This window comes from Actinokineospora sp. UV203 (assembly GCF_056323665.1).
Genome location: NZ_CM150484.1, coordinates 2,046,153 through 2,063,916, shown reverse-complemented (window position 1 = coordinate 2,063,916; position 17,764 = coordinate 2,046,153). Strand labels below are relative to the sequence as shown.

Sequence of the window (17,764 nt, the reverse complement as noted above, 5' to 3'; positions counted from 1 at the left end):
TCGAGATCAGGTCCGGAGCGCAAGAAGTGTTTGAAGTCTCCGCCGCCGCCCCTATAAGGCCTTCGGCGCTCGCCGACGTCGATGGCTATTCCTGAGCCCCTGTCATCCCGCTCCCGAAGTACGCCGGCGGGACGTGGTCGGTCAGCCAGACACCGTTGGCGCTGACGTGGAACACGTGGCCGTCGGCCGCCATCCGGGCCGCGTCGATCACCAGGATCACCGGCTTCCCTCGCCGTGCCCCGACCGTCACGGCGGTCTCGCGGGTGGCCGACAGGTGCACGTGGTGCCGGTTCATCGGCCGCAGGCCGTCCGCCTCGATCGACGGCAGCACCGCCGCGACCGTCCCGTGGTAGAGCACGTCCGGCGGTGTGGCGGGCAGCAGACCGAGGTCGATGGGGACGCTGTGGCCCTGGTTGGCCCGGATCCGCGTCCCGGTCTCGTCGTAGGCGAAGCGCTGTTTGTTGTTCTCGGCCACGACGGCGTCGAGGGTCTCGCGGTCGACGCGCAGGGCGGCGAGGACGGCGGAGACGTCGGTCCAGCCCGCGGAGTCGAGGGTGAGGCCCAGGTGGGCCGGGTCGTGACGCAGCGCCTTCGACAGGCGCTTGGAGAGTCTGATGTCCATAACGGGGTGTAGTGGATCACAGCGCCTGCCCGGATCGCCAGGAAGTTCTTGACCTCCAGTGAACTGGAAGTTGCACGGTAGGGCCATGACACCCGACACCACGCACCTGGCGCCGCTGTTCGCCAGGATGACCGGCGACGAGAAGCACGAGTGGGCCGCGGCGTCGACGCTCGACGTGCTGTGGGTCCTCTACGACCGCGTGCTCGACGTCGCGCCCGACCGCGTCGACGACCCCGACCGTGACCGGTTCCTGCTCTCCAAAGGCCACGGCCCCATGGCTTTCTACGCCGTTCTCGCGGACAAGGGCTTCATCGACCCGTCCATCTTGGACACCTGGACCGACTTCGGCTCCATCCTCGGCCAGCACCCCGACCGCACGCTCGTCCCCGGTGTCGAGATCGGCTCCGGCTCCCTCGGCCACGGCCTGCCGATCGCCGTCGGGCAGGCGTTCGGGCTGCGGGCGCAAGGCCGCGCGGCCCGCGTGTTCGTCCTCATCGGCGACGGCGAACTCGACGAGGGCAGCAACCACGAGGCCATCGCCGTCGCGGGCCGCCACGGCCTCGACCGCCTCACCGCGATTGTGATCGACAACCACAGCGCCAACCACGGCTGGCCGGGCGGCATCGCCGAGCGATTCGCGGTGGAGAACTGGGCGACCGCCACGGTCGACGGCCGCGACCACGACGCCCTGCACGCCGCTCTCACCGCCGACCACCCCGGCAGGCCGCTCGTCGTGGTCGCCGACGTCCAGAAGGGCTGACCATGACCACCGTCGACCTGCGCACCATGCGCGAGGCGTTCGCCGTGCACCTGACCGAGGCGCTCGACCAGGACCCGCGGGTGGCGCTCGTGCTCGCGGCGATCTCCCGAGACCTGTTCGAGCGCCCGTTGCGCGACTACCCGGACCGGGTGGTCAACGTCGGGATTCGCGAACAAGCCATGATCGGTGTGGCGAGCGGCCTCGCCCTGACCGGCTTCCGCCCGGTCGTGCACACCTACGGACCGTTCCTCGTCGAGCGGCCATACGAGCAGATCAAGCTCGACCTGGGCCACCAAGACGTCGGAGCCGTCCTCGTCAGCGTCGGCGCGTCCTACGACAACCCCGCCATGGGCCGCACCCATCAGGCGCCCGCCGACGTCGCGCTGTTCGACACGCTGCCCGGCTGGACGGTGCACGTCCCCGGCCACCCCGACGAGGTCGGACCGCTGCTCGCCGGCGCCATCGCCGGCGACGACCGCGTCTACCTGCGGCTATCGGCCCGCTCCAACTCCCGGCCGCGCCCGGTGACCGGGGAGTTCGTTCCGCTCAAGCACGGCAGCCTCGGCACTGTCCTCGCGGTCGGTCCGACCCTGGACAACGTGCTGGCCGCGACCGAGGGCGTGGACGTCTCCGTGCTCTACACCCCGACGATCCGCCCGTTCGACAGCGCCGGGCTGCGGGCGGCGGTCGACTCGACCGCGCCGAATGTGCTGGTCGTGGAGCCCTACCTGCGGGGAACCTCCGCCGCGCAGGTCGCCGACGCGCTCGCCGACGTCCCGCACCGGCAGCGGTCGATCGGCGTGCGGCGGGACCTGGAAGTGCACGCCTACGGGACACCGGAGCAGCACGATGAGATCCACGGGCTGGATGCCGCCGGGATCGCGAAGACCCTGAGGGAGCTCCTCGGCTACTGAGCGCTCAGACGTGCGCGGCGCGCGGGCACCGGCGCGGGCCGGGGGCTGGGGACGTCGACGACCGGGGAAGCCGGTCGCGCCGCGATGAGCGCGCCCGCGATGCCGATCCAGACGACGGCGAGCACGGCTGGCCACAGCACCGACTCCGACATCGCCAGATAGGCGTCGATGATCGCGGCCAAGAACAGAATGACGGCCAAACCCCAGCGCACCCGGGTGTTGGTGGTCATTGTGGGCCCTCCTCGGACTCCGGCCCCGACCTGGCCGTGGCCTGGTAATTACCCACCTTCGAGTGAATTCACACGCCAGTTTGGTCACGGTTAGGTCACGCACGTTTGGCGACTAGGCTGGGCGGCGTGGCACGAGTCGTCGTACTTGATTACGGATCCGGAAACCTGCGCTCCGCTGAGCGAGCCCTGCGCCGCGTCGGCGCCGAGGTCGAGGTGACCGGTGACTTCCAGGCCGCCGTCGAGTGCGACGCGCTGGTCGTCCCCGGTGTCGGCGCCTACGCCGCCTGCATGGCGGGACTGCGCGCCATCCGCGGCGAGCGGATCATCGGCCGCAGGCTCGCGGGCGGGCGTCCGGTGCTGGGCATCTGCGTCGGCATGCAGATCCTGTTCGACCGCGGCATCGAGCACGGCGTGGAGACCGAGGGCTGCGCCGAGTGGCCCGGCGTCGTCGACCGCCTCGACGCCCCGATCGTGCCGCACATGGGCTGGAACACCGTGCGCGCGCCGGAGAAGTCGGTCCTGTTCGGCGGGATGGACCCGGCGACCCGGTTCTACTTCGTGCACTCCTATGCGGCGCGCACCTGGGACCTGCACCCTGAGCCGCCGATGATCCCCCCGCTGGTCACCTGGGCGAACCACGGCGGCGACTTCGTGGCCGCGGCCGAGAACGGCCCGCTGTCGGCCACCCAGTTCCACCCGGAGAAGTCCGGCGACGCGGGCGCGCAGCTGCTGGAGAACTGGCTCAAGGACGTCACCGGATGACCGCCCCGCGCAAGCGGCGCACCACACCCGCCAGCAGACGCCGGTCGACCACGGCGCGCAGGCGCAGGCGGTCCACCGCCACGACGCTGGGCGGAGCGGTCGGGGCCGCCCTCGCGGGGGTGCTGACGGCGCTGGTCGGCACCCTGCCGCTGTGGGTGTGGGCACTGCTCCTGGTGGTCGGCCTCGGCGTGGGCTACCTCATGCATCGCCGCGCGCACCCGGCCACATAGGCTGCTCCGGTGAGCTTCTACTTGCTACCCGCCGTCGACGTGGCCTACGGCCAGGCCGTCCGACTCGTCCAGGGTGCCGCGGGCACCGAGACCGACTATGGCTCCCCGCTGGACGCCGCCCTCGCGTGGCAGGCCGACGGCGCCGAGTGGGTCCATCTGGTCGACCTTGACGCCGCGTTCGGGCGGGGCAGCAACCGCGACCTCATCGCCGAGGTCGTCGGCGCCCTCGACGTGAAGGTCGAGCTGTCGGGCGGCATCCGCGACGACGACTCCCTGGCCGCCGCGCTGGCGACCGGCTGCGCCCGGGTCAACCTGGGCACCGCGGCGCTGGAGGACCCCACCTGGTGCGCCAAGGCCATCGCCGAGCACGGCGAGAAGGTCGCGGTCGGCCTGGACGTGCGCATCACCGACGGCGTCCACCGGGTCGCGGCCCGCGGCTGGACCACCGACGGCGGCGAGCTGTGGGACGTCCTGGAGCGCCTGGACAAGGACGGCTGCTCGCGTTACGTGGTGACCGACGTGAGCAAGGACGGCACTCTCGAAGGCCCGAACCTGACGCTGCTCAGCGACGTCTGCGCCCGCACGGACGCCCCGGTGATCGCCTCCGGCGGAGTGTCCAGTGTGGACGACCTGATCGCGCTCGCCGGCCTGGCCGACATCGGCGTCGAAGGCGCCATCGTCGGAAAAGCCTTGTACAACGGCAACTTCACGCTTCCGCAGGCGTTGTCGGCACTGCGCTGACCAGATGACTCCGGCAGCGGCCCGCGAAGCGCTGCTGTTTCACTCGGGAGAGCACTCGGACATCGAGGATCCCCGTTGGCGCACAGGGTTCCTTGGATCGCTACGGCCGTTCGCCGGGCTCCGTGAGGAGAGCTTCCACGAGGTGATGGCCGCGCTGCGGGCGCTCGCGGAGTTGCTGGGAGCCGACGACGTGCCGCGCGAGGTCGTGTCAAGCGTCGTCGGCATCTGCCATTTCGCCCGCGCGTGGGGGATCGACCCTGACGGCATGCTGCGGCGCAACGATCTGATCAGCGACGCCGACGTGGAGCGGCTCGAAGACTGGATCTCGACGATCTCCTACGCTTTCGCCTGTCTTCTCGAAGGCAGTGTCGACGAGGCGTTCCACGAGTACGACCGGCGCTGATGCCTCAGTCCGACGCGCCGACGGTGATCTCGACGCCGATGGTGCCCTCGGAGCCGCGACGCAGCCTGCTGCCGAGCATGGTGATCCGGCCGACCAGCCCGTACTTGCTCTGGATCAGCGAGCGGGCCCGGTCGGACCCGTCGGCGTCGAGGACGCGGGCTTTGCCCTCGAAGGTGTCGCCGAGGGGCTTGCCGCCGAAGTCGCACTCGGCGAGTTGGACGCGGCCGTTGTTGCGGATGCGCTTGACCTTGCCCGAGTCGGCGACGGTCCAGAAGTAGAGGGCCTCACCGTCGCGCGCGATCCAGACCGGGGTGGGAACCGCGGTGCCGTCGCGCTTGAAGGTGGTGACCAGGAGGTATTTGCCGTCGCCGAGTCGGGTCAGCCCGTCCGATGCCATGGGGGGACAGTACTCGGATTTCGTGGTGGCAAAGCCATCCGGGCATGGGGGCGGTTGGGGCACGAACTTTCTCGCGGGCCATTCGTCGGCGTAAGTTGCCGGCAAGTTCATCCGAATAGTGGGTGTGACACTTCGCGTCGAGGTGTACCACTTGTAGGCGTGACTCCCACCACGCCCTTCGACCGTCGCGCCTTCCTCCGCACCTCCGCTGTCGCAGGTGGCGCCCTGCTGATCCCGGCCGCGCTGGCTTCCTCGGCCAGCGCGGCGGCCGTGCCGCAGTTCGCGCACGGCGTCGCTTCCGGTGATCCCTTACCCGACGGTGTCCTGCTGTGGACCCGCGTCACGCCCACTCCCGACGCTACGCCGGGCTCCGGCTCCGGCCCGGAGGTCGAGGTGCGCTGGGATGTGGCCACCGACCCGGCGTTCACCAACGTCGTCCAGTCGGGCGCCGCGGCCACCGGACCCGCGCGCGACCACACGGTCAAGATCGAGGCCGGGGGACTGGATTCGGCGACCGTCTACTACTACCGGTTCACCCTCGACGGCGTCGCCTCGGCGACCGGCCGCACCCGCACCGCCCCGGCCGTGGACGCCGACGTGAGCAGGCTGCGCCTCGGTCAGGTGTCCTGTTCGAACTGGCAGGCGGGCTACTTCTCCGCCTACCGCCACCTCGCGGCGCGCTCCGACCTCGACGGTGTCCTGCACGTCGGCGACTACCTCTACGAGTACCAGGTCGGCGGTTTCGGGGCCGGTGGCGTGACCGTCCGCCCGCACGAGCCCGCCCACGAGATGCTCTCCCTCGCCGACTACCGCCGCCGCCACGCCCAGTACAAGACCGACCCGGATCTTCAGGCGCTGCACGCCGCCCAACCGTGGTTCATCACCTGGGACGACCACGAGTACGCCAACGACACCTGGTCCGGCGGCGCCGACAACCACCAGCCGAACGAGGGCGACTGGAACGCGCGCAAGGCCGCGGCGCGGCAGGCGTACTTCGAGTGGATGCCGGTGCGCCAGGGGCCCGGCGGCCAGATCTACCGCCGGTTCCGCTGGGGCAGGCTCGCCGAGTTGTCCCTGCTCGACCTGCGCAGCTACCGCTCGCTGCAGACCACGCCGTCCTCCGGCGACCCGAACGACCCGGCCCGCACGATCACCGGCGACCCGCAGATGGCGTGGCTCAAGTCCGGCCTGTCGGGCACCGACGCCACCTGGAAGCTCGTCGGCAACTCGGTGATGATCACGCCGATCTCGGTGGGCAACGTCGAGGCGCGGTTCCTCGAAGCGCTCGGCAGCCTGCTCGGGCTGCCGCTCGGCGGCGTCGCGGCCAACTCCGACGCCTGGGACGGCTACACCGCCGACCGGCAGGAACTGTTGGGGCACCTCAAGGACAACCGGGTCAAGAACACTGTCTTCCTCACCGGCGACATCCACTCGTCGTGGGGCGCGGACGTGCCGATCGACCGCTCCAGCTACTGGTGGAACGGCAACAGCGTGGCCACCGAGTTCGTCACGACCTCGGTGACCAGCGACAACATCGACGACATCCTCAAGATCCCCGCGCGGACCGGGTCCGTGGTCGCGGAAACCGCGCTGTACGCGGGGAACTGGCACCTCAAGTACATCGAGCTGGACTCGCACGGCTACTCGGTGGTCGACGTGAACCCGCAGCGGGTCCAGATGGACTGGTACTACCTCACCGACCGGCTCAGCCCGACCTCCGGCGCACGGCACGCCAAGTCCCTAGCCACCCCCACCGGCACTCAAAAGATCAAACCCGCCGGCACCCCCGTCCTGTAGGCGGTTTCAGACAAACCAAGCCGCGCACTCAACCGCACCTAAGGGGACCGTGGCGAGACACGACCACGGTCCCCACCGATCCGCACCTGTCAGACGCAGGTGACCCAAACCCAAAATTCCGGGGAGGCGGTCAAGTGCGGCGGCGCAGGGTCGCCGCACCCAGGACCACGGCGAGCACGACGCAGGCCCCGACGATCACCAGGTTGCGCAGCAGGGTCAGGTCGACCTCGGCGGACCTGGTGACCTGGGTCAGGGCGTCGACGGCGTAGGACAGCGGCATCACGTCGGACAGCGCGTTGAGCACCCAGCCCATGCTGTCGCGCGGCTGCAGCAGTCCGCACAGCAGGAACTGCGGCAGCACGAACAGCGGCATGAACTGGATCGCCTGGAACTCGCTCGTCGCGAACGCGCTGACCAACAGTCCGAGCGCCATTCCGAGCAGGGCGTCGAGCACCGCGATCAGCAGCAGCGTCCACACCGAACCGGCGACGTCGAGTCCCAGCCACAGCACCGAGACGCCGGTGGCGATGCCCACTTGGAACACGGCGATCCCGCCGAAGGCGATGGCGTAGCCCAAAATCAGGTCCAGCTTGGCCATCGGCATCGTCATCAGCCGCTCAAGTGTGGCCGTCGTGCGCTCGCGCAGCGTCGTGACGGAGGCGATCAGGAACATGATCACGAACGGGAACACGCCGAGCAGCGCGGGCGCGATCCGGCTGAACACCAGCTCGTCGTTGAACACGAACCGCAGCAGCGTCATCAGCAGTGTGGGGACCAGCAACAGCATCGCGATGGTGCGCGGGTCGTGCCGCAGCTGGGCCAGGATGCGTCGGGCCGTGGCCAGGGTGATCGTCGCGTTCACGCCGCCTCCCTCGATCGCACCAGGTGCAGGAACGCCTGCTCCAGGTCGTGTTTGCCGGTGTCGACGCGCAAACCTTCGGGGGTGTCGTCGGCGAGGATGACGCCCTCGCGCATGAGTAGCAGCCGCTCGCAGCGGGCGGCCTCGTCCATCACGTGGCTCGACACCAGCAGCGTGGTGCCCGCCGTGGCGAGCCTGCCGAACAGCGCCCACAGGTCGTCGCGCAGGACTGGGTCCAGGCCGACCGTGGGCTCGTCGAGCACCAGCAGCTCCGGCTCGCCGAGCAGCGCGACCGCCAGGCCGGCCCGGCTGCGCTGGCCGCCGGAGAGCTTGCCGACGAGTTGGTTCTTCTGGCCGCCGAGGTCGACGTCGGCGATCACCCGGTCCACATCGGACGCGGGCGCCTTGAGCACGGAAGCGAAGTAGCGCAAGCATTCCGCCACTGTCAGGTCGGCGTAGACGGCCGGGTTCTGGGTGGCGTAGCCGACCCGGTCGCGCAGCTTGGGGTCGCCCGCGGGCAAGCCGAGCACGGTCACCTCGCCTGCCTCGACGATCTGCGCGCCGACGATCGCGCGCATCAGCGTCGTCTTGCCGCACCCACTGGGCCCGAGCAGGCCGGTGACCGATCCGTGTGGCACCTCGAATCCGATATCGCGCAGCACCTCGAGACCGCCGCGGCGGACCCGCAAGCCGCGTACCAGCACCGCGGAATTAGTCATGTGTTTAATTCTGCGCCCGTGGAGTTCGCCCGTCAAGAGGTACGCACGGGACCGTTCGAGTCGTACGGTGATCACGCCAACGCGCCACCCGGAGGTCCGATGCCCGCCGCCCAAGCCATGTCCGCGCTGTTACTGGCCATGTCCGCCGACCGCCCCAGGTTGCGCGTCGACGTGATGCCGGAGCGGTTCCTCTCCACGGTGCGCGGAGGGATCGAGGCGTGGCAGGCGGCGGTGGCGTCCTTCGACGCCGGGGGCGAGGCGACGGCCGCGCTGCCCGCCGTCGAGGCACTGTTCGAACCGGACACCTCGATCGCGCGAGCCGCGGCCGCCGCCGAGGACTCCGTGCGGTTCGGTGTCGGCAAGCCGATCGACAAACTGGTCGTCGGCCTGGTCAAGGTCCACCGCGAACTGGTCAAGGAGAACCGCAGGCCGGTCGCGATGGTCCGCAAGGCCGCCCACATGGAACGCCGCGCGACGAGCCGCTGGCGCGGCGCCGAGGGGCGCAAGGGCCTGCTGGTCGACCGGGATCTGCAACTGGAGGAAACCCGGGTCGAAGTCCGCGTCCTGCTCGACGACGCCCGCGCCGTGGCCGACCTCATGCACCGCTGGCGCGCGCAGCCGGTCGCATAACTGACACTCTGGTCTCGATGGCACCACACCGCGAGGCCGCTGACGAGCGGGTCGAACAGGTCCGCGACGACGCCGCGGGCCGGTTCCGGCTCGCGGGGGAGTTCTACGACGCTCCGGCCCGCCGCGGTTTCGCGCGGGGCGAACTGAGCTTCCTGCGCTGGGAGTTCGAGCGCGGCGTGCTGTCGCCGGTGCGGGGGAGCCCGTGGTGGCGGGCGGTCAACGGGCGCCTGCTGCGCGACAAGATCGAGGCCGACCTGGCGCGCGGCGGTCAGGTGTCCTCGCGCGCGGTCGAACTCTGGACCGACTTCGTCCGCAAGCCGACGCCGGTCACCTGGTACCGGGCGCACAACGCCAGCATCGTCGCCGGCTACCTCGAACACGAGGAACTCGCCCACGACGAGACCCCGCTCGAACGTTTCATGATCAACGTGACCCTGGTCCGCGCGCTCTACGCGCACGCTCTGGTCGCCGAGCCCCGGCTGGCCGCGGGCAGGCTCGGCCGCGCGGCCAGACACCTCGGCGACCCACGCTATGGGACGGTCGGCCTGTTCCTCAGCCTGCGCCGGGTGTTCCCGCAGCACTACCCGGTGGCGGGCGGCTCACTGGCCCGGCTGCTCGCCGAGGAGGGCGGCCTGCCGCGGCTGCTCGACTTCGGCGTGATCCTCCCGCGGCTGGAGCAGCTCTACGACTTCGCGGCGAAGTCGCTGGACGAGCCGAGGATCACGGAGCTGATCACCGACGGCATCCCGTCCTACGGCCAGGCGCCACTGGAGCCCTCAGCGTGGACGGTCACCCGCCCCAGCCTCACCATGCGACTCGTGCGCCTGGCCACGAAACCGGTCGCGGACGACCGGTAGTGCGGTCAACTCGGCAGCGCGCCGCCGTCCAGGTAGTGCTGGATCACCGGGGCCACCACGGCGACGACCTCGTCGTCCGACGCCGAGGCCATCGGCTCCACCCGCACCACGTACCGGACCATCGCCAGTCCCACCAGTTGCGCGGCCATCGCCGTCATCCGCAGCCGGGGGACCTCCAGCGCTGCCGCGACTTTCGTCAGCACAGCGCGCTCCAGGAACTCGCGGAGCATTCTGGCGGCCTCTTCGTTGGTCGACACCGAGCGCAGCAGGGCCAGGAAGGACTTGCTGGGTTCCGGAGCCGACCACAGGCCGAGCATCAGCCGCACCAGCCGCTCGCCCGCGCGGTCCCGGGGGCCGTTCAGCACGACCTCGGCCATGACCGTCGGGTTGACCGGCAGGCTCAGCGCCTCGACGAAGACCTGCTCCTTCGTGCCGAAGAAGTGGTGGATCAGCGCCGGGTTGACCTCCGCCTCCGCCGCGATCCCGCGAATGGTCGCGCCGCCGTAGCCGAGCGCGCCGAACTGGGTGCGCGCGGCGGACAGGATGTGCTCGCGTGTCTGGGTCTGTCCCGGTCTGCGGCCTGCCATCGGTTCCCCTTCGTGGTGCTTGGCTGCCCAGTATCGTCGCCACGTAGGCTCGAAGGCATGTCTGTAGCGGTGCGCGTGATCCCTTGTCTCGATGTCGACGCGGGCCGGGTGGTGAAGGGTGTCAACTTCGCCGACCTGGTCGACGCGGGCGACCCGGTGGCACTGGCCGCCGCCTACGACGCCGAAGGCGCCGACGAACTGACCTTCCTGGACGTCACCGCGTCCTCTTCGGACCGCGAGACCACCTTCGACGTCGTCCGCCGCACCGCCGAGCAGGTCTTCATCCCGCTGACGGTCGGCGGCGGCGTCCGCGAGGTCGGCGACGTCGACAAATTGCTCCGCGCGGGCGCGGACAAGGTCAGCATCAACACCGCCGCCATCGCCCGCCCCGAGTTCCTCCGCGAGGCGTCCCACCGCTACGGCGCCCAGTGCATCGTGCTGTCGGTCGACGCCCGCCGAGTCCCCGAGGGCTCCGCGCCGACCCCGTCGGGCTTCGAGGTCACCACCCACGGCGGCAGGCGCGGCACCGGCATCGACGCCGTCGAGTGGGCCGCGCGCGGCCAGGAGTTGGGTGTGGGCGAGATCCTGCTCAACTCGATGGACGCCGACGGCACCAAGGCGGGCTTCGACCTGGACCTGATCGACTTGGTCCGCGCCGTCGTGGACGTGCCGCTGATCGCCAGCGGGGGAGCGGGCGCCCTGGAGCACTTCCCACCCGCCGTCGCCCATGGGGCCGACGCGGTCCTCGCGGCCAGCGTGTTCCACTTCGGACAGTTGCGCATCGGCGAGGTCAAGGACACCCTGCGTGCGGCCGGGGTCGAGGTGCGGTGAGACCGCTGGAGGTCCGGCTGTCGGCGGCGGTCGTCGGTGCCGCGGCGGTGGTTTTCCTCGGGCTGGCGTTGCTCCGTGATGAGCCTGGCGTGCTGCGGTTCCCAATGGTGCTGGCAGTGATCGCGGCTGTGGCGATGGTCGCGATGTGGACCAGAATCCGCCCGGCAGCTCTTGTGGCGGTCGGGCTCCTTGCCTTGGCGCACACGGTGATCGCCCTCGGCGCGCTGCCGTGGTGGGCCCGGGTGGCGTCCGGTGTGCTGGCCGCGGCACATGTGTACGTGGTGATCTTGTTGCTGACCGGCCCCGCGCGGGCCCATTTCTCGGGAGTGCCGAATGACTGAGCTGGACCCGGAGATCGCCGTCCTCCTCAAGCGCAACGCCGAAGGCCTGGTCTGCGCCGTCGCCCAACAGCGCGGCACCGGCGAGGTCCTCATGGTCGCCTGGATGAACGACGAAGCACTACACCTGACTTTGACCACAAGGCGTGCCACGTACTTCTCGCGCAGCCGAGGAAAGCTGTGGGTCAAGGGCGAAACATCAGGCCACACCCAGCAGGTCCACGACGTACGCCTCGACTGCGACGGCGACACGATCCTGCTGGTCGTAGAGCAGGAAGGCGCGGCTTGCCACACCGGCGACCGAACCTGCTTCGATGCCCGGCAGCTCCTGAAGCCGTAAGCCTCAGTCCAGTGGGCCGGTCAGGTAACGCTGCACATTCGGCCCAATAGCCCGAACCAACGTCTCCACATCAGATTCGGCAAGCGGATCGAACTTGGCCACATACCGAACCACCCCAAGCCCGATCATCTGCGAGGCAACGAGATTCGCCCGCAACTCCGGCCGATCATCGGCAACAGTCCCCGCCAACTGGGCGAACACGTTCTTGAGAAAGAAGTCCCGCAACGCGTGCGCCACCTGCTCATGCGCCGCCACGCTACGAATCAACGCCGCGAACACCCCTCCGCCCTGAGCGTCCCAGTTCGTCAGGAACGTCCGGATGATCCGCGAGCCCAAGTCGTCGACCCCGCCTTCGAGCAGGTGGGCGATGATCTCCTTCGGGTTGAACGGCAGCTGTAGTACCGCCTCCCCGAACAGCGCGTCCTTCCCGCCGAACCAGTGGTTGACCATCGCCGCGTCCACCCCGGCGCGCGCCGCGATCGCGCGGACGGTGGCCCCGTCGTACCCCTGCTCGCTGAACACCTCGCGGGCGGCGGCGAGCAGCGCCGCGCGTGTGTCGGTGCCGCCGGGGCGCCGCCCGCGCTTGGGGTTCTGCTGAACTTCGTCCGCCATAGCATCATGATGAAGCAGACGCGATAATAGTTCAACATATGTTGAATTAACCCTCTCCCCGCGTGCCCGCGTGCCACCCGGCAGAATGGCGCCATGGTCAGCGCCATCGGCATCGCGTCCCGGGTCCCAACGACCACCGGGATGGGTGAGATCAGCCCCACCCGCGAGGAGTTCCACGCCCTCGCGGCGGACCGGCGCGTCATCCCGGTCGTGCGGCGGGTCCTCGCCGACGCCGAGACGCCCGTCGGGGTCTACCGCAAGCTCGCGGGCGACCGTTCGGGCACCTTCCTCTTCGAGTCCGCCGAGAACGGCCGCTCCTGGTCGCGCTGGTCGTTCGTCGGCGTGAACAGCCCCGCCGCGCTCACCGCGACCGGCGGCGAGGCGCACTGGCTCGGCACCCCGCCCGTGGGCCTGCCGACCGGCGGCGACCCGCTCGAGGCGCTCAACGAGACGGTCAAGGCGCTGCACACCGACCCGCTGCCCGGGCTGCCGCCGCTGACCGGCGGGATGGTCGGCTACATCGGCTACGACGCGGTCCGCAGGCTGGAGCGCCTCCCCGAACTGGCCGAGGACGACCTGAAGCTGCCCGAGTTGGTCATGCTGCTGGCCACCGACCTCGCCGCGCTCGACCACCACGAGGGCACGATCACCCTCATCGCCAACGCCGTGAACTGGGACAACTCGCCCGAGCGGGTCGACGCGGCCTACGACGACGCCGTCGCCCGGCTCAACGCGATGACCCACGACCTGCAGACCCCCGCCGCGCCCACGGCCGCGGTGTTCGACCGGCCCAAGCCGGACTATTCGCGCAGGCGCGAGCCCGCCGATTACCAGGCCGCCGTCGAGACCGCCAAGGAAGCCATCCGCGCAGGCGAGGCGTTCCAGGTCGTGGTGTCGCAGCGGTTCGAGATGCGCACCCAGGCCGACCCGCTCGACGTCTACCGGGTGCTGCGCACGACCAACCCGAGCCCGTACATGTACCTGCTGAAGCTCGACGGGTTCAGCATCGTCGGCTCCAGCCCCGAGGCCCTGGTCACCGTCCGGGACGGCCGTGCCACCACGCACCCCATCGCGGGGACGCGCTGGCGCGGGGTCGACCCCGAGGAAGACCAGATCCTGGAGAAGGACCTGCTCGCCGACGAGAAGGAGCGCGCCGAGCACGTCATGCTCGTCGACCTCGGCCGCAACGACCTGGGCCGGGTCTGCAAACCCGGCACCGTGCACGTCGTCGACTTCTTCCGGGTCGAGCGCTACAGCCACGTCATGCACATCGTCTCCACGGTCACCGGTGAGCTGGCCGAGGGCAAGACCGCGTTCGACGCGGTCGCGGCCTGCTTCCCCGCGGGCACCCTCTCCGGCGCGCCCAAGCCGCGGGCGATGGAGCTGATCGAGGAGCTGGAACCCACTCGGCGCGGCCTCTACGGCGGCGTCGTGGGCTACCTCGACTTCGCGGGCGACGGCGACACCGCCATCGCCATCCGCACCGCGCTCATCCGCGACGGCGTCGCCTATGTGCAAGCGGGTGCGGGCATCGTCGCCGACTCGAACCCCGCGGCCGAGGACACCGAGTGCGTCAACAAGGCGGGCGCGGTCCTGGCCGCCATCGCCACCGCGGAGACCATGCGTGAGGCCACCAGTGGCTGAGCTTTCCCTTGTGCGCGGCCATGAACGCTAAGCGTCCACTGTGGATAGTCTGCCTGCTGCTGGCGTTGGCGGCCTTGGCGCTGTGGGGCTCGTCGCGGCTGAGTTGGGGCACGGACTTCCGGACGCGCCCAGGGCAGGCCTACGACATCGACGCCTACGAGACGGTCCCGGTGGTCGGCGCCGACATGCTGCCCGCCCTGGTGCCGCTGGCGCTGTTCGCCCTCGCCGCCATCGCCGGGGCTATCGCGCTGGGCGGCTTGGCCCGCCTGGCCGTCGGCGGCCTGGTGGCGCTCCTGGGGCTGGTGCCGCTGATCTTGCCGCTGGGCGAAAGCCCGCTGCTCTGGGGACGGGCACTGGCGGTGACCGGCGGTGCGCTCATGGTGGCCGCCGGAATGCTGTTGGTGGTCCGCGGGCACGGCATGCCCCGGCTCGGTTCCAAGTACCGGACTCCGAAGGCGGCCAACGAGTCTACCGCCGCCGAACCGGATCTCTGGCGGGCGCTGTCCGAGGGGGACGATCCCACCGCGCGGGAGAGCTGAAGCGCGGACCCGGTGCCAGACCGTCGGAAGGCTCGGAGTTAGCATCATTTAGGCGGAAGGGGCAATGCTTGTGAGGCACTACACGAGCCGAACACCGATCGAGGGTGGCCAGTGAGCATCCTCGAATCGATCGTCGACGGTGTCCGGGAGGACCTTGCCGTTCGTGAGGCGGCGATTTCGTTCGACGCCATCAAGGAGTTGGCGACGAAGGCGCCCGCGCCCAGGGACGCGATGAGCGCGTTGCGCGGTTCGGATGTGGGCGTGATCGCCGAAGTCAAGCGGCGCAGCCCCTCCAAGGGTGACCTGGCGGCCATCGCCGACCCCGCCGCGCTGGCCAAGGACTATGCCGAGGCGGGCGCCCGCGTGATCAGCGTGCTCACCGAGCAGCGGCGCTTCGGCGGCTCCCTCGCCGACCTCGACGCCGTCCGCGCCGTCGTGGACATTCCGGTGCTGCGCAAGGACTTCATCGTCAGCCCGTACCAGGTGCACGAGGCCCGCGCGCACGGCGCGGACCTGGTGCTGCTGATCGTCGCGGCGCTCGAGCAGAACGCGCTGGCGTCGCTGCTCGACCGGGTCGAGTCGCTCGGCATGACCGCGCTGGTCGAGGTGCACACCGCCGAAGAGGCCGATCGCGCCCTGGAAGCCGGTGCCAAGGTGATCGGCGTCAACGCCCGTGACCTGCACACGCTCGAAGTCGACCGCGACGTCTTCGGCAGGCTCGCGCCAGGACTGCCCTCGGGCATCGTCAAGATCGCCGAGTCCGGTGTCCGCGGCCCGAGCGACCTGATGACCTACGCCGGGGCCGGTGCCGACGCGGTGCTGGTCGGCGAGGGCCTGGTCGCCTCCGGCGACCCGCGCGCCGCGCTCATCCAGCTGGTCACGGCCGGTTCGCACCCCGCTTGCCCGAGGCCGAGTCGATGAGTCCGGCTGAGGCGCCCGGCAAGCACGATCCGGACGAGCGGGGCCACTTCGGCCCGTACGGCGGCCGGTTCATGCCGGAGGCGCTGATCGGGGCGCTCGACGAGCTGAGCGCGGAGTACGACAGGGCCCGGCTCGACCCGGAGTTCACCGACGAGTTCGCCCGGCTGCTGCGGGACTACGCGGGCAGGCCGTCGCTGCTGACCGAGGCTCCCCGCTTCGCCGAGCACGCGGGCGGCGCCCGGGTGTTCCTCAAGCGCGAAGACCTGAACCACACCGGCTCACACAAGATCAACAACGTGCTGGGGCAGGCGTTGCTGACCAAGCGCATGGGCAAGAAGCGGGTCATCGCCGAGACCGGCGCGGGCCAGCACGGCGTGGCCACGGCCACCGCGTGCGCGCTGATGGGCCTGGACTGCGTCGTCTACATGGGCGAGGTCGACACCGAGCGCCAGGCGCTCAACGTCGCCCGGATGAAGCTGCTCGGCGCTGAGGTCATCCCGGTCAAGTCCGGTTCACGCACCCTCAAGGACGCCATCAACGAGGCGCTGCGCGACTGGGTGACCAATGTGGACTCCACGCACTACCTGCTGGGCACGGCGGCCGGTGGCCACCCGTTCCCGCTGATGGTGCGCAACTTCCACAAGGTCATCGGCATCGAGGCGCGCGCCCAGATCCTCGACCTCGCAGGCAGGCTGCCCGACGTGGTCACCGCGTGCGTCGGCGGCGGCTCCAACGCGATCGGCATCTTCCACGGCTTCATCGACGACGCCGACGTGCGGCTGGTCGGGATCGAGCCCGGCGGGCACGGCATCGAGTCCGGTGAGCACGGTGCGACGTTGTCCGAGGGCAGCCCCGGCATGCTCCACGGCGCGCTGTCGTACCTGCTGCAGGACGAGGACGGTCAGACGGTCGAGGCGTACTCGATCTCGGCGGGCCTGGACTACCCGGGCGTCGGCCCCGAGCACGCGTGGCTCAAGGACACCGCCCGCGCCGAGTACCGCTCGGTCACCGACGACGAGGCCATGGCCGCGTTCAAGCTGCTCTCGCGCACCGAGGGCATCATCCCGGCGATCGAGTCGGCGCACGCGCTGGCCGGTGCGCTCAAGCTTGGTCAGGAACTCGGTCCTGAGGGTCTGATCCTGGTCAACCTGTCGGGTCGTGGGGACAAGGACATGGACACCGCTGCGAAGTACTTCGGCTTCTACGAGGAGTCCTGATGGGCCTGGCCACCTTGTTCGAGGGCACCCGGGCCGAAAGGCGCGCGGCCCTGGTGGGCTACCTGCCCGCCGGCTACCCGACCGTCGACGCCTCGATCGAGCTGCTCAAGGGCATGATCGACGCGGGCTGCGACCTGGTCGAGGTCGGTGTCCCGTATTCCGACCCGGTGATGGACGGCCCGGTCATCCAGGCCGCCGCCGTCGAGGCCCTGAGCAACGGCTTTCGCTTGCGCGACGTGTTCCGTGTGGTCGAGGCGGTGTCGTCGCACGGGGGCAAGGCTGTCGTGATGACGTACTGGAACCCCGTGCACAAGTACGGCGTCGACGCGTTCTCCCGTGACCTCGCCGCGGCCGGTGGCCTGGGCATCATCACCCCGGACCTGATCCCGGACGAGGCCGCCGAGTGGATGACCGCGTCCACCGAGCACGGCCTGGACCGGATCTTCCTGGTCGCGCCGTCCTCGTCGGATGAGCGGATCGCGAGCACGGTGAAGGCGTCGTCCGGCTTCGTCTACGCCACCGCCGTCATGGGCGTCACCGGCGCCCGCGACGCGGTCGGCTCGGCCGCCGAGGGGCTGGTCACCCGCACCCGCGCGCACACCACACTGCCGGTCGCCGTCGGCCTGGGTGTCCGCTCGGGGGCGCAGGCCGCCGAGGTGGCCGCGTTCGCGGACGCGGTGATCGTCGGCTCCGCCTTCGTCACCCGCGCCGCCGCGGGCGTCGACTCGGTCCGAGAGCTGGCCGCGGAACTGGCGGCGGGCGTGCGGAAGGCACCGACCCCCATCGGGTGATTGTCAGGGTCAGGGCGCTCCTT

At 70.3% G+C, this 17,764-nt stretch carries 24 protein-coding genes; 17 read left to right on the top strand and 7 right to left on the bottom strand.

The window, feature by feature from the left end:
- Positions 1-85: 85 nt before the first annotated feature.
- On the bottom strand, positions 86-622 hold the full coding sequence (locus tag ACUZ2Y_RS09440) for an RNA 2'-phosphotransferase (RefSeq protein WP_476328935.1): 537 nt from the start codon (positions 620-622) through the stop codon (positions 86-88).
- Positions 623-707: 85 nt separating this feature from the next.
- Here ACUZ2Y_RS09440 and ACUZ2Y_RS09435 point away from each other — a divergent pair, with 85 nt between their 5' ends.
- A complete protein-coding gene (locus tag ACUZ2Y_RS09435; protein WP_476328933.1) occupies positions 708-1,382 on the top strand; it encodes a thiamine pyrophosphate-dependent enzyme in 675 nt (224 codons plus the stop codon).
- 2 nt (positions 1,383-1,384) lie between these two features.
- Positions 1,385-2,296, top strand: coding sequence for a transketolase family protein (locus ACUZ2Y_RS09430; protein ID WP_476328931.1), 912 nt, complete (start codon positions 1,385-1,387; stop codon positions 2,294-2,296).
- On the opposite strand, the gene ACUZ2Y_RS09425 is transcribed toward ACUZ2Y_RS09430, so the two are convergent.
- On the bottom strand, positions 2,290-2,526 hold the full coding sequence (locus ACUZ2Y_RS09425) for a hypothetical protein (RefSeq protein WP_476328929.1): 237 nt from the start codon (positions 2,524-2,526) through the stop codon (positions 2,290-2,292). The genes ACUZ2Y_RS09430 and ACUZ2Y_RS09425 overlap by 7 nt on opposite strands.
- 126 nt (positions 2,527-2,652) lie before the next feature.
- On the opposite strand from ACUZ2Y_RS09425, the gene hisH reads away from it, so the two are divergent.
- The 4 genes from hisH to ACUZ2Y_RS09405 are packed head-to-tail and all read left to right on the top strand — an operon-like array spanning position 2,653 to position 4,662.
- The gene (gene hisH, locus ACUZ2Y_RS09420; protein ID WP_476328927.1) at positions 2,653-3,288 is read left to right on the top strand and encodes an imidazole glycerol phosphate synthase subunit HisH; all 636 of its coding nucleotides are present in this window, start codon (positions 2,653-2,655) and stop codon (positions 3,286-3,288) included.
- On the top strand, positions 3,285-3,518 hold the full coding sequence (locus ACUZ2Y_RS09415) for a hypothetical protein (protein WP_091374559.1): 234 nt from the start codon (positions 3,285-3,287) through the stop codon (positions 3,516-3,518). Before hisH ends, ACUZ2Y_RS09415 begins: the two co-directional genes overlap by 4 nt.
- Before the next feature lie 9 nt (positions 3,519-3,527).
- Positions 3,528-4,259 (top strand): bifunctional 1-(5-phosphoribosyl)-5-((5-phosphoribosylamino)methylideneamino)imidazole-4-carboxamide isomerase/phosphoribosylanthranilate isomerase PriA, encoded by a 732-nt coding sequence (gene priA, locus ACUZ2Y_RS09410; protein WP_476328925.1) that lies wholly within the window; start codon positions 3,528-3,530, stop codon positions 4,257-4,259.
- 4 nt (positions 4,260-4,263) lie between these two features.
- Positions 4,264-4,662 (top strand): hypothetical protein, encoded by a 399-nt coding sequence (locus tag ACUZ2Y_RS09405; protein WP_476328923.1) that lies wholly within the window; start codon positions 4,264-4,266, stop codon positions 4,660-4,662.
- A 4-nt stretch (positions 4,663-4,666) separates the two neighbouring features.
- Here the strand turns inward: ACUZ2Y_RS09405 and ACUZ2Y_RS09400 are convergent, their stop codons facing one another.
- On the bottom strand, positions 4,667-5,059 hold the full coding sequence (locus tag ACUZ2Y_RS09400; protein WP_476328921.1) for a PPOX class F420-dependent oxidoreductase: 393 nt from the start codon (positions 5,057-5,059) through the stop codon (positions 4,667-4,669).
- A 159-nt stretch (positions 5,060-5,218) separates the two neighbouring features.
- Here ACUZ2Y_RS09400 and ACUZ2Y_RS09395 point away from each other — a divergent pair, with 159 nt between their 5' ends.
- Positions 5,219-6,856 (top strand): alkaline phosphatase D family protein, encoded by a 1,638-nt coding sequence (locus ACUZ2Y_RS09395; protein ID WP_476328919.1) that lies wholly within the window; start codon positions 5,219-5,221, stop codon positions 6,854-6,856.
- A gap of 130 nt (positions 6,857-6,986) precedes the next feature.
- Here ACUZ2Y_RS09395 and ACUZ2Y_RS09390 read toward each other — a convergent pair whose 3' ends face one another.
- Both ACUZ2Y_RS09390 and ACUZ2Y_RS09385 read right to left on the bottom strand, forming a co-directional pair.
- Positions 6,987-7,718: an ABC transporter permease gene (locus tag ACUZ2Y_RS09390; RefSeq protein ID WP_476328917.1), complete on the bottom strand. Its 732-nt coding sequence runs from the start codon at positions 7,716-7,718 to the stop codon at positions 6,987-6,989.
- Complete coding sequence (locus ACUZ2Y_RS09385) at positions 7,715-8,434, bottom strand: ABC transporter ATP-binding protein (protein WP_476328915.1); 720 nt, start codon at positions 8,432-8,434, stop codon at positions 7,715-7,717. The genes ACUZ2Y_RS09390 and ACUZ2Y_RS09385 overlap by 4 nt, the downstream gene beginning before the upstream one ends.
- A gap of 99 nt (positions 8,435-8,533) precedes the next feature.
- Here ACUZ2Y_RS09385 and ACUZ2Y_RS09380 point away from each other — a divergent pair, with 99 nt between their 5' ends.
- Together ACUZ2Y_RS09380 and ACUZ2Y_RS09375 are read left to right on the top strand one after the other, a co-directional pair.
- Positions 8,534-9,064 carry a hypothetical protein gene (locus ACUZ2Y_RS09380; RefSeq protein WP_476328913.1) on the top strand — a complete coding sequence of 177 codons (531 nt, stop codon included), beginning with the start codon at positions 8,534-8,536 and terminating at the stop codon, positions 9,062-9,064.
- A gap of 17 nt (positions 9,065-9,081) precedes the next feature.
- The gene (locus ACUZ2Y_RS09375; protein ID WP_476328911.1) at positions 9,082-9,921 is read left to right on the top strand and encodes a hypothetical protein; all 840 of its coding nucleotides are present in this window, start codon (positions 9,082-9,084) and stop codon (positions 9,919-9,921) included.
- Positions 9,922-9,926: 5 nt separating this feature from the next.
- On the opposite strand, the gene ACUZ2Y_RS09370 is transcribed toward ACUZ2Y_RS09375, so the two are convergent.
- Positions 9,927-10,508, bottom strand: coding sequence for a TetR/AcrR family transcriptional regulator (locus tag ACUZ2Y_RS09370; protein ID WP_476328909.1), 582 nt, complete (start codon positions 10,506-10,508; stop codon positions 9,927-9,929).
- A 57-nt stretch (positions 10,509-10,565) separates the two neighbouring features.
- Here ACUZ2Y_RS09370 and hisF point away from each other — a divergent pair, with 57 nt between their 5' ends.
- From hisF to hisI, 3 genes are read left to right on the top strand one after another with little or no spacing between them, the layout of a single operon-like run.
- Positions 10,566-11,339 carry an imidazole glycerol phosphate synthase subunit HisF gene (gene hisF / locus ACUZ2Y_RS09365; protein ID WP_091374586.1) on the top strand — a complete coding sequence of 258 codons (774 nt, stop codon included), beginning with the start codon at positions 10,566-10,568 and terminating at the stop codon, positions 11,337-11,339.
- Complete coding sequence (locus tag ACUZ2Y_RS09360; protein ID WP_476328906.1) at positions 11,336-11,680, top strand: hypothetical protein; 345 nt, start codon at positions 11,336-11,338, stop codon at positions 11,678-11,680. The genes hisF and ACUZ2Y_RS09360 overlap by 4 nt, the downstream gene beginning before the upstream one ends.
- Positions 11,673-12,017 carry a phosphoribosyl-AMP cyclohydrolase gene (hisI, locus tag ACUZ2Y_RS09355; protein WP_476328904.1) on the top strand — a complete coding sequence of 115 codons (345 nt, stop codon included), beginning with the start codon at positions 11,673-11,675 and terminating at the stop codon, positions 12,015-12,017. Before ACUZ2Y_RS09360 ends, hisI begins: the two co-directional genes overlap by 8 nt.
- 3 nt (positions 12,018-12,020) lie before the next feature.
- On the opposite strand, the gene ACUZ2Y_RS09350 is transcribed toward hisI, so the two are convergent.
- Entirely contained in the window at positions 12,021-12,629 is a 609-nt protein-coding gene (locus ACUZ2Y_RS09350; RefSeq protein ID WP_476328902.1) for a TetR/AcrR family transcriptional regulator, read from the bottom strand.
- A gap of 93 nt (positions 12,630-12,722) precedes the next feature.
- Here ACUZ2Y_RS09350 and ACUZ2Y_RS09345 point away from each other — a divergent pair, with 93 nt between their 5' ends.
- The 5 genes from ACUZ2Y_RS09345 (at position 12,723) to trpA (ending at position 17,741) form a co-directional block, all read left to right on the top strand.
- Positions 12,723-14,273 (top strand): anthranilate synthase component I, encoded by a 1,551-nt coding sequence (locus ACUZ2Y_RS09345; RefSeq protein WP_476328900.1) that lies wholly within the window; start codon positions 12,723-12,725, stop codon positions 14,271-14,273.
- Between the two features lie 20 nt (positions 14,274-14,293).
- The gene (locus tag ACUZ2Y_RS09340) at positions 14,294-14,812 is read left to right on the top strand and encodes a Trp biosynthesis-associated membrane protein (protein ID WP_476328898.1); all 519 of its coding nucleotides are present in this window, start codon (positions 14,294-14,296) and stop codon (positions 14,810-14,812) included.
- A gap of 111 nt (positions 14,813-14,923) precedes the next feature.
- A complete protein-coding gene (trpC, locus tag ACUZ2Y_RS09335) occupies positions 14,924-15,733 on the top strand; it encodes an indole-3-glycerol phosphate synthase TrpC (RefSeq protein ID WP_476328896.1) in 810 nt (269 codons plus the stop codon).
- On the top strand, positions 15,712-16,950 hold the full coding sequence (trpB, locus tag ACUZ2Y_RS09330) for a tryptophan synthase subunit beta (protein ID WP_476328894.1): 1,239 nt from the start codon (positions 15,712-15,714) through the stop codon (positions 16,948-16,950). The genes trpC and trpB overlap by 22 nt, the downstream gene beginning before the upstream one ends.
- A complete protein-coding gene (gene trpA, locus ACUZ2Y_RS09325) occupies positions 16,950-17,741 on the top strand; it encodes a tryptophan synthase subunit alpha (protein ID WP_476328892.1) in 792 nt (263 codons plus the stop codon). Before trpB ends, trpA begins: the two co-directional genes overlap by 1 nt.
- Positions 17,742-17,764: the final 23 nt, after the last annotated feature.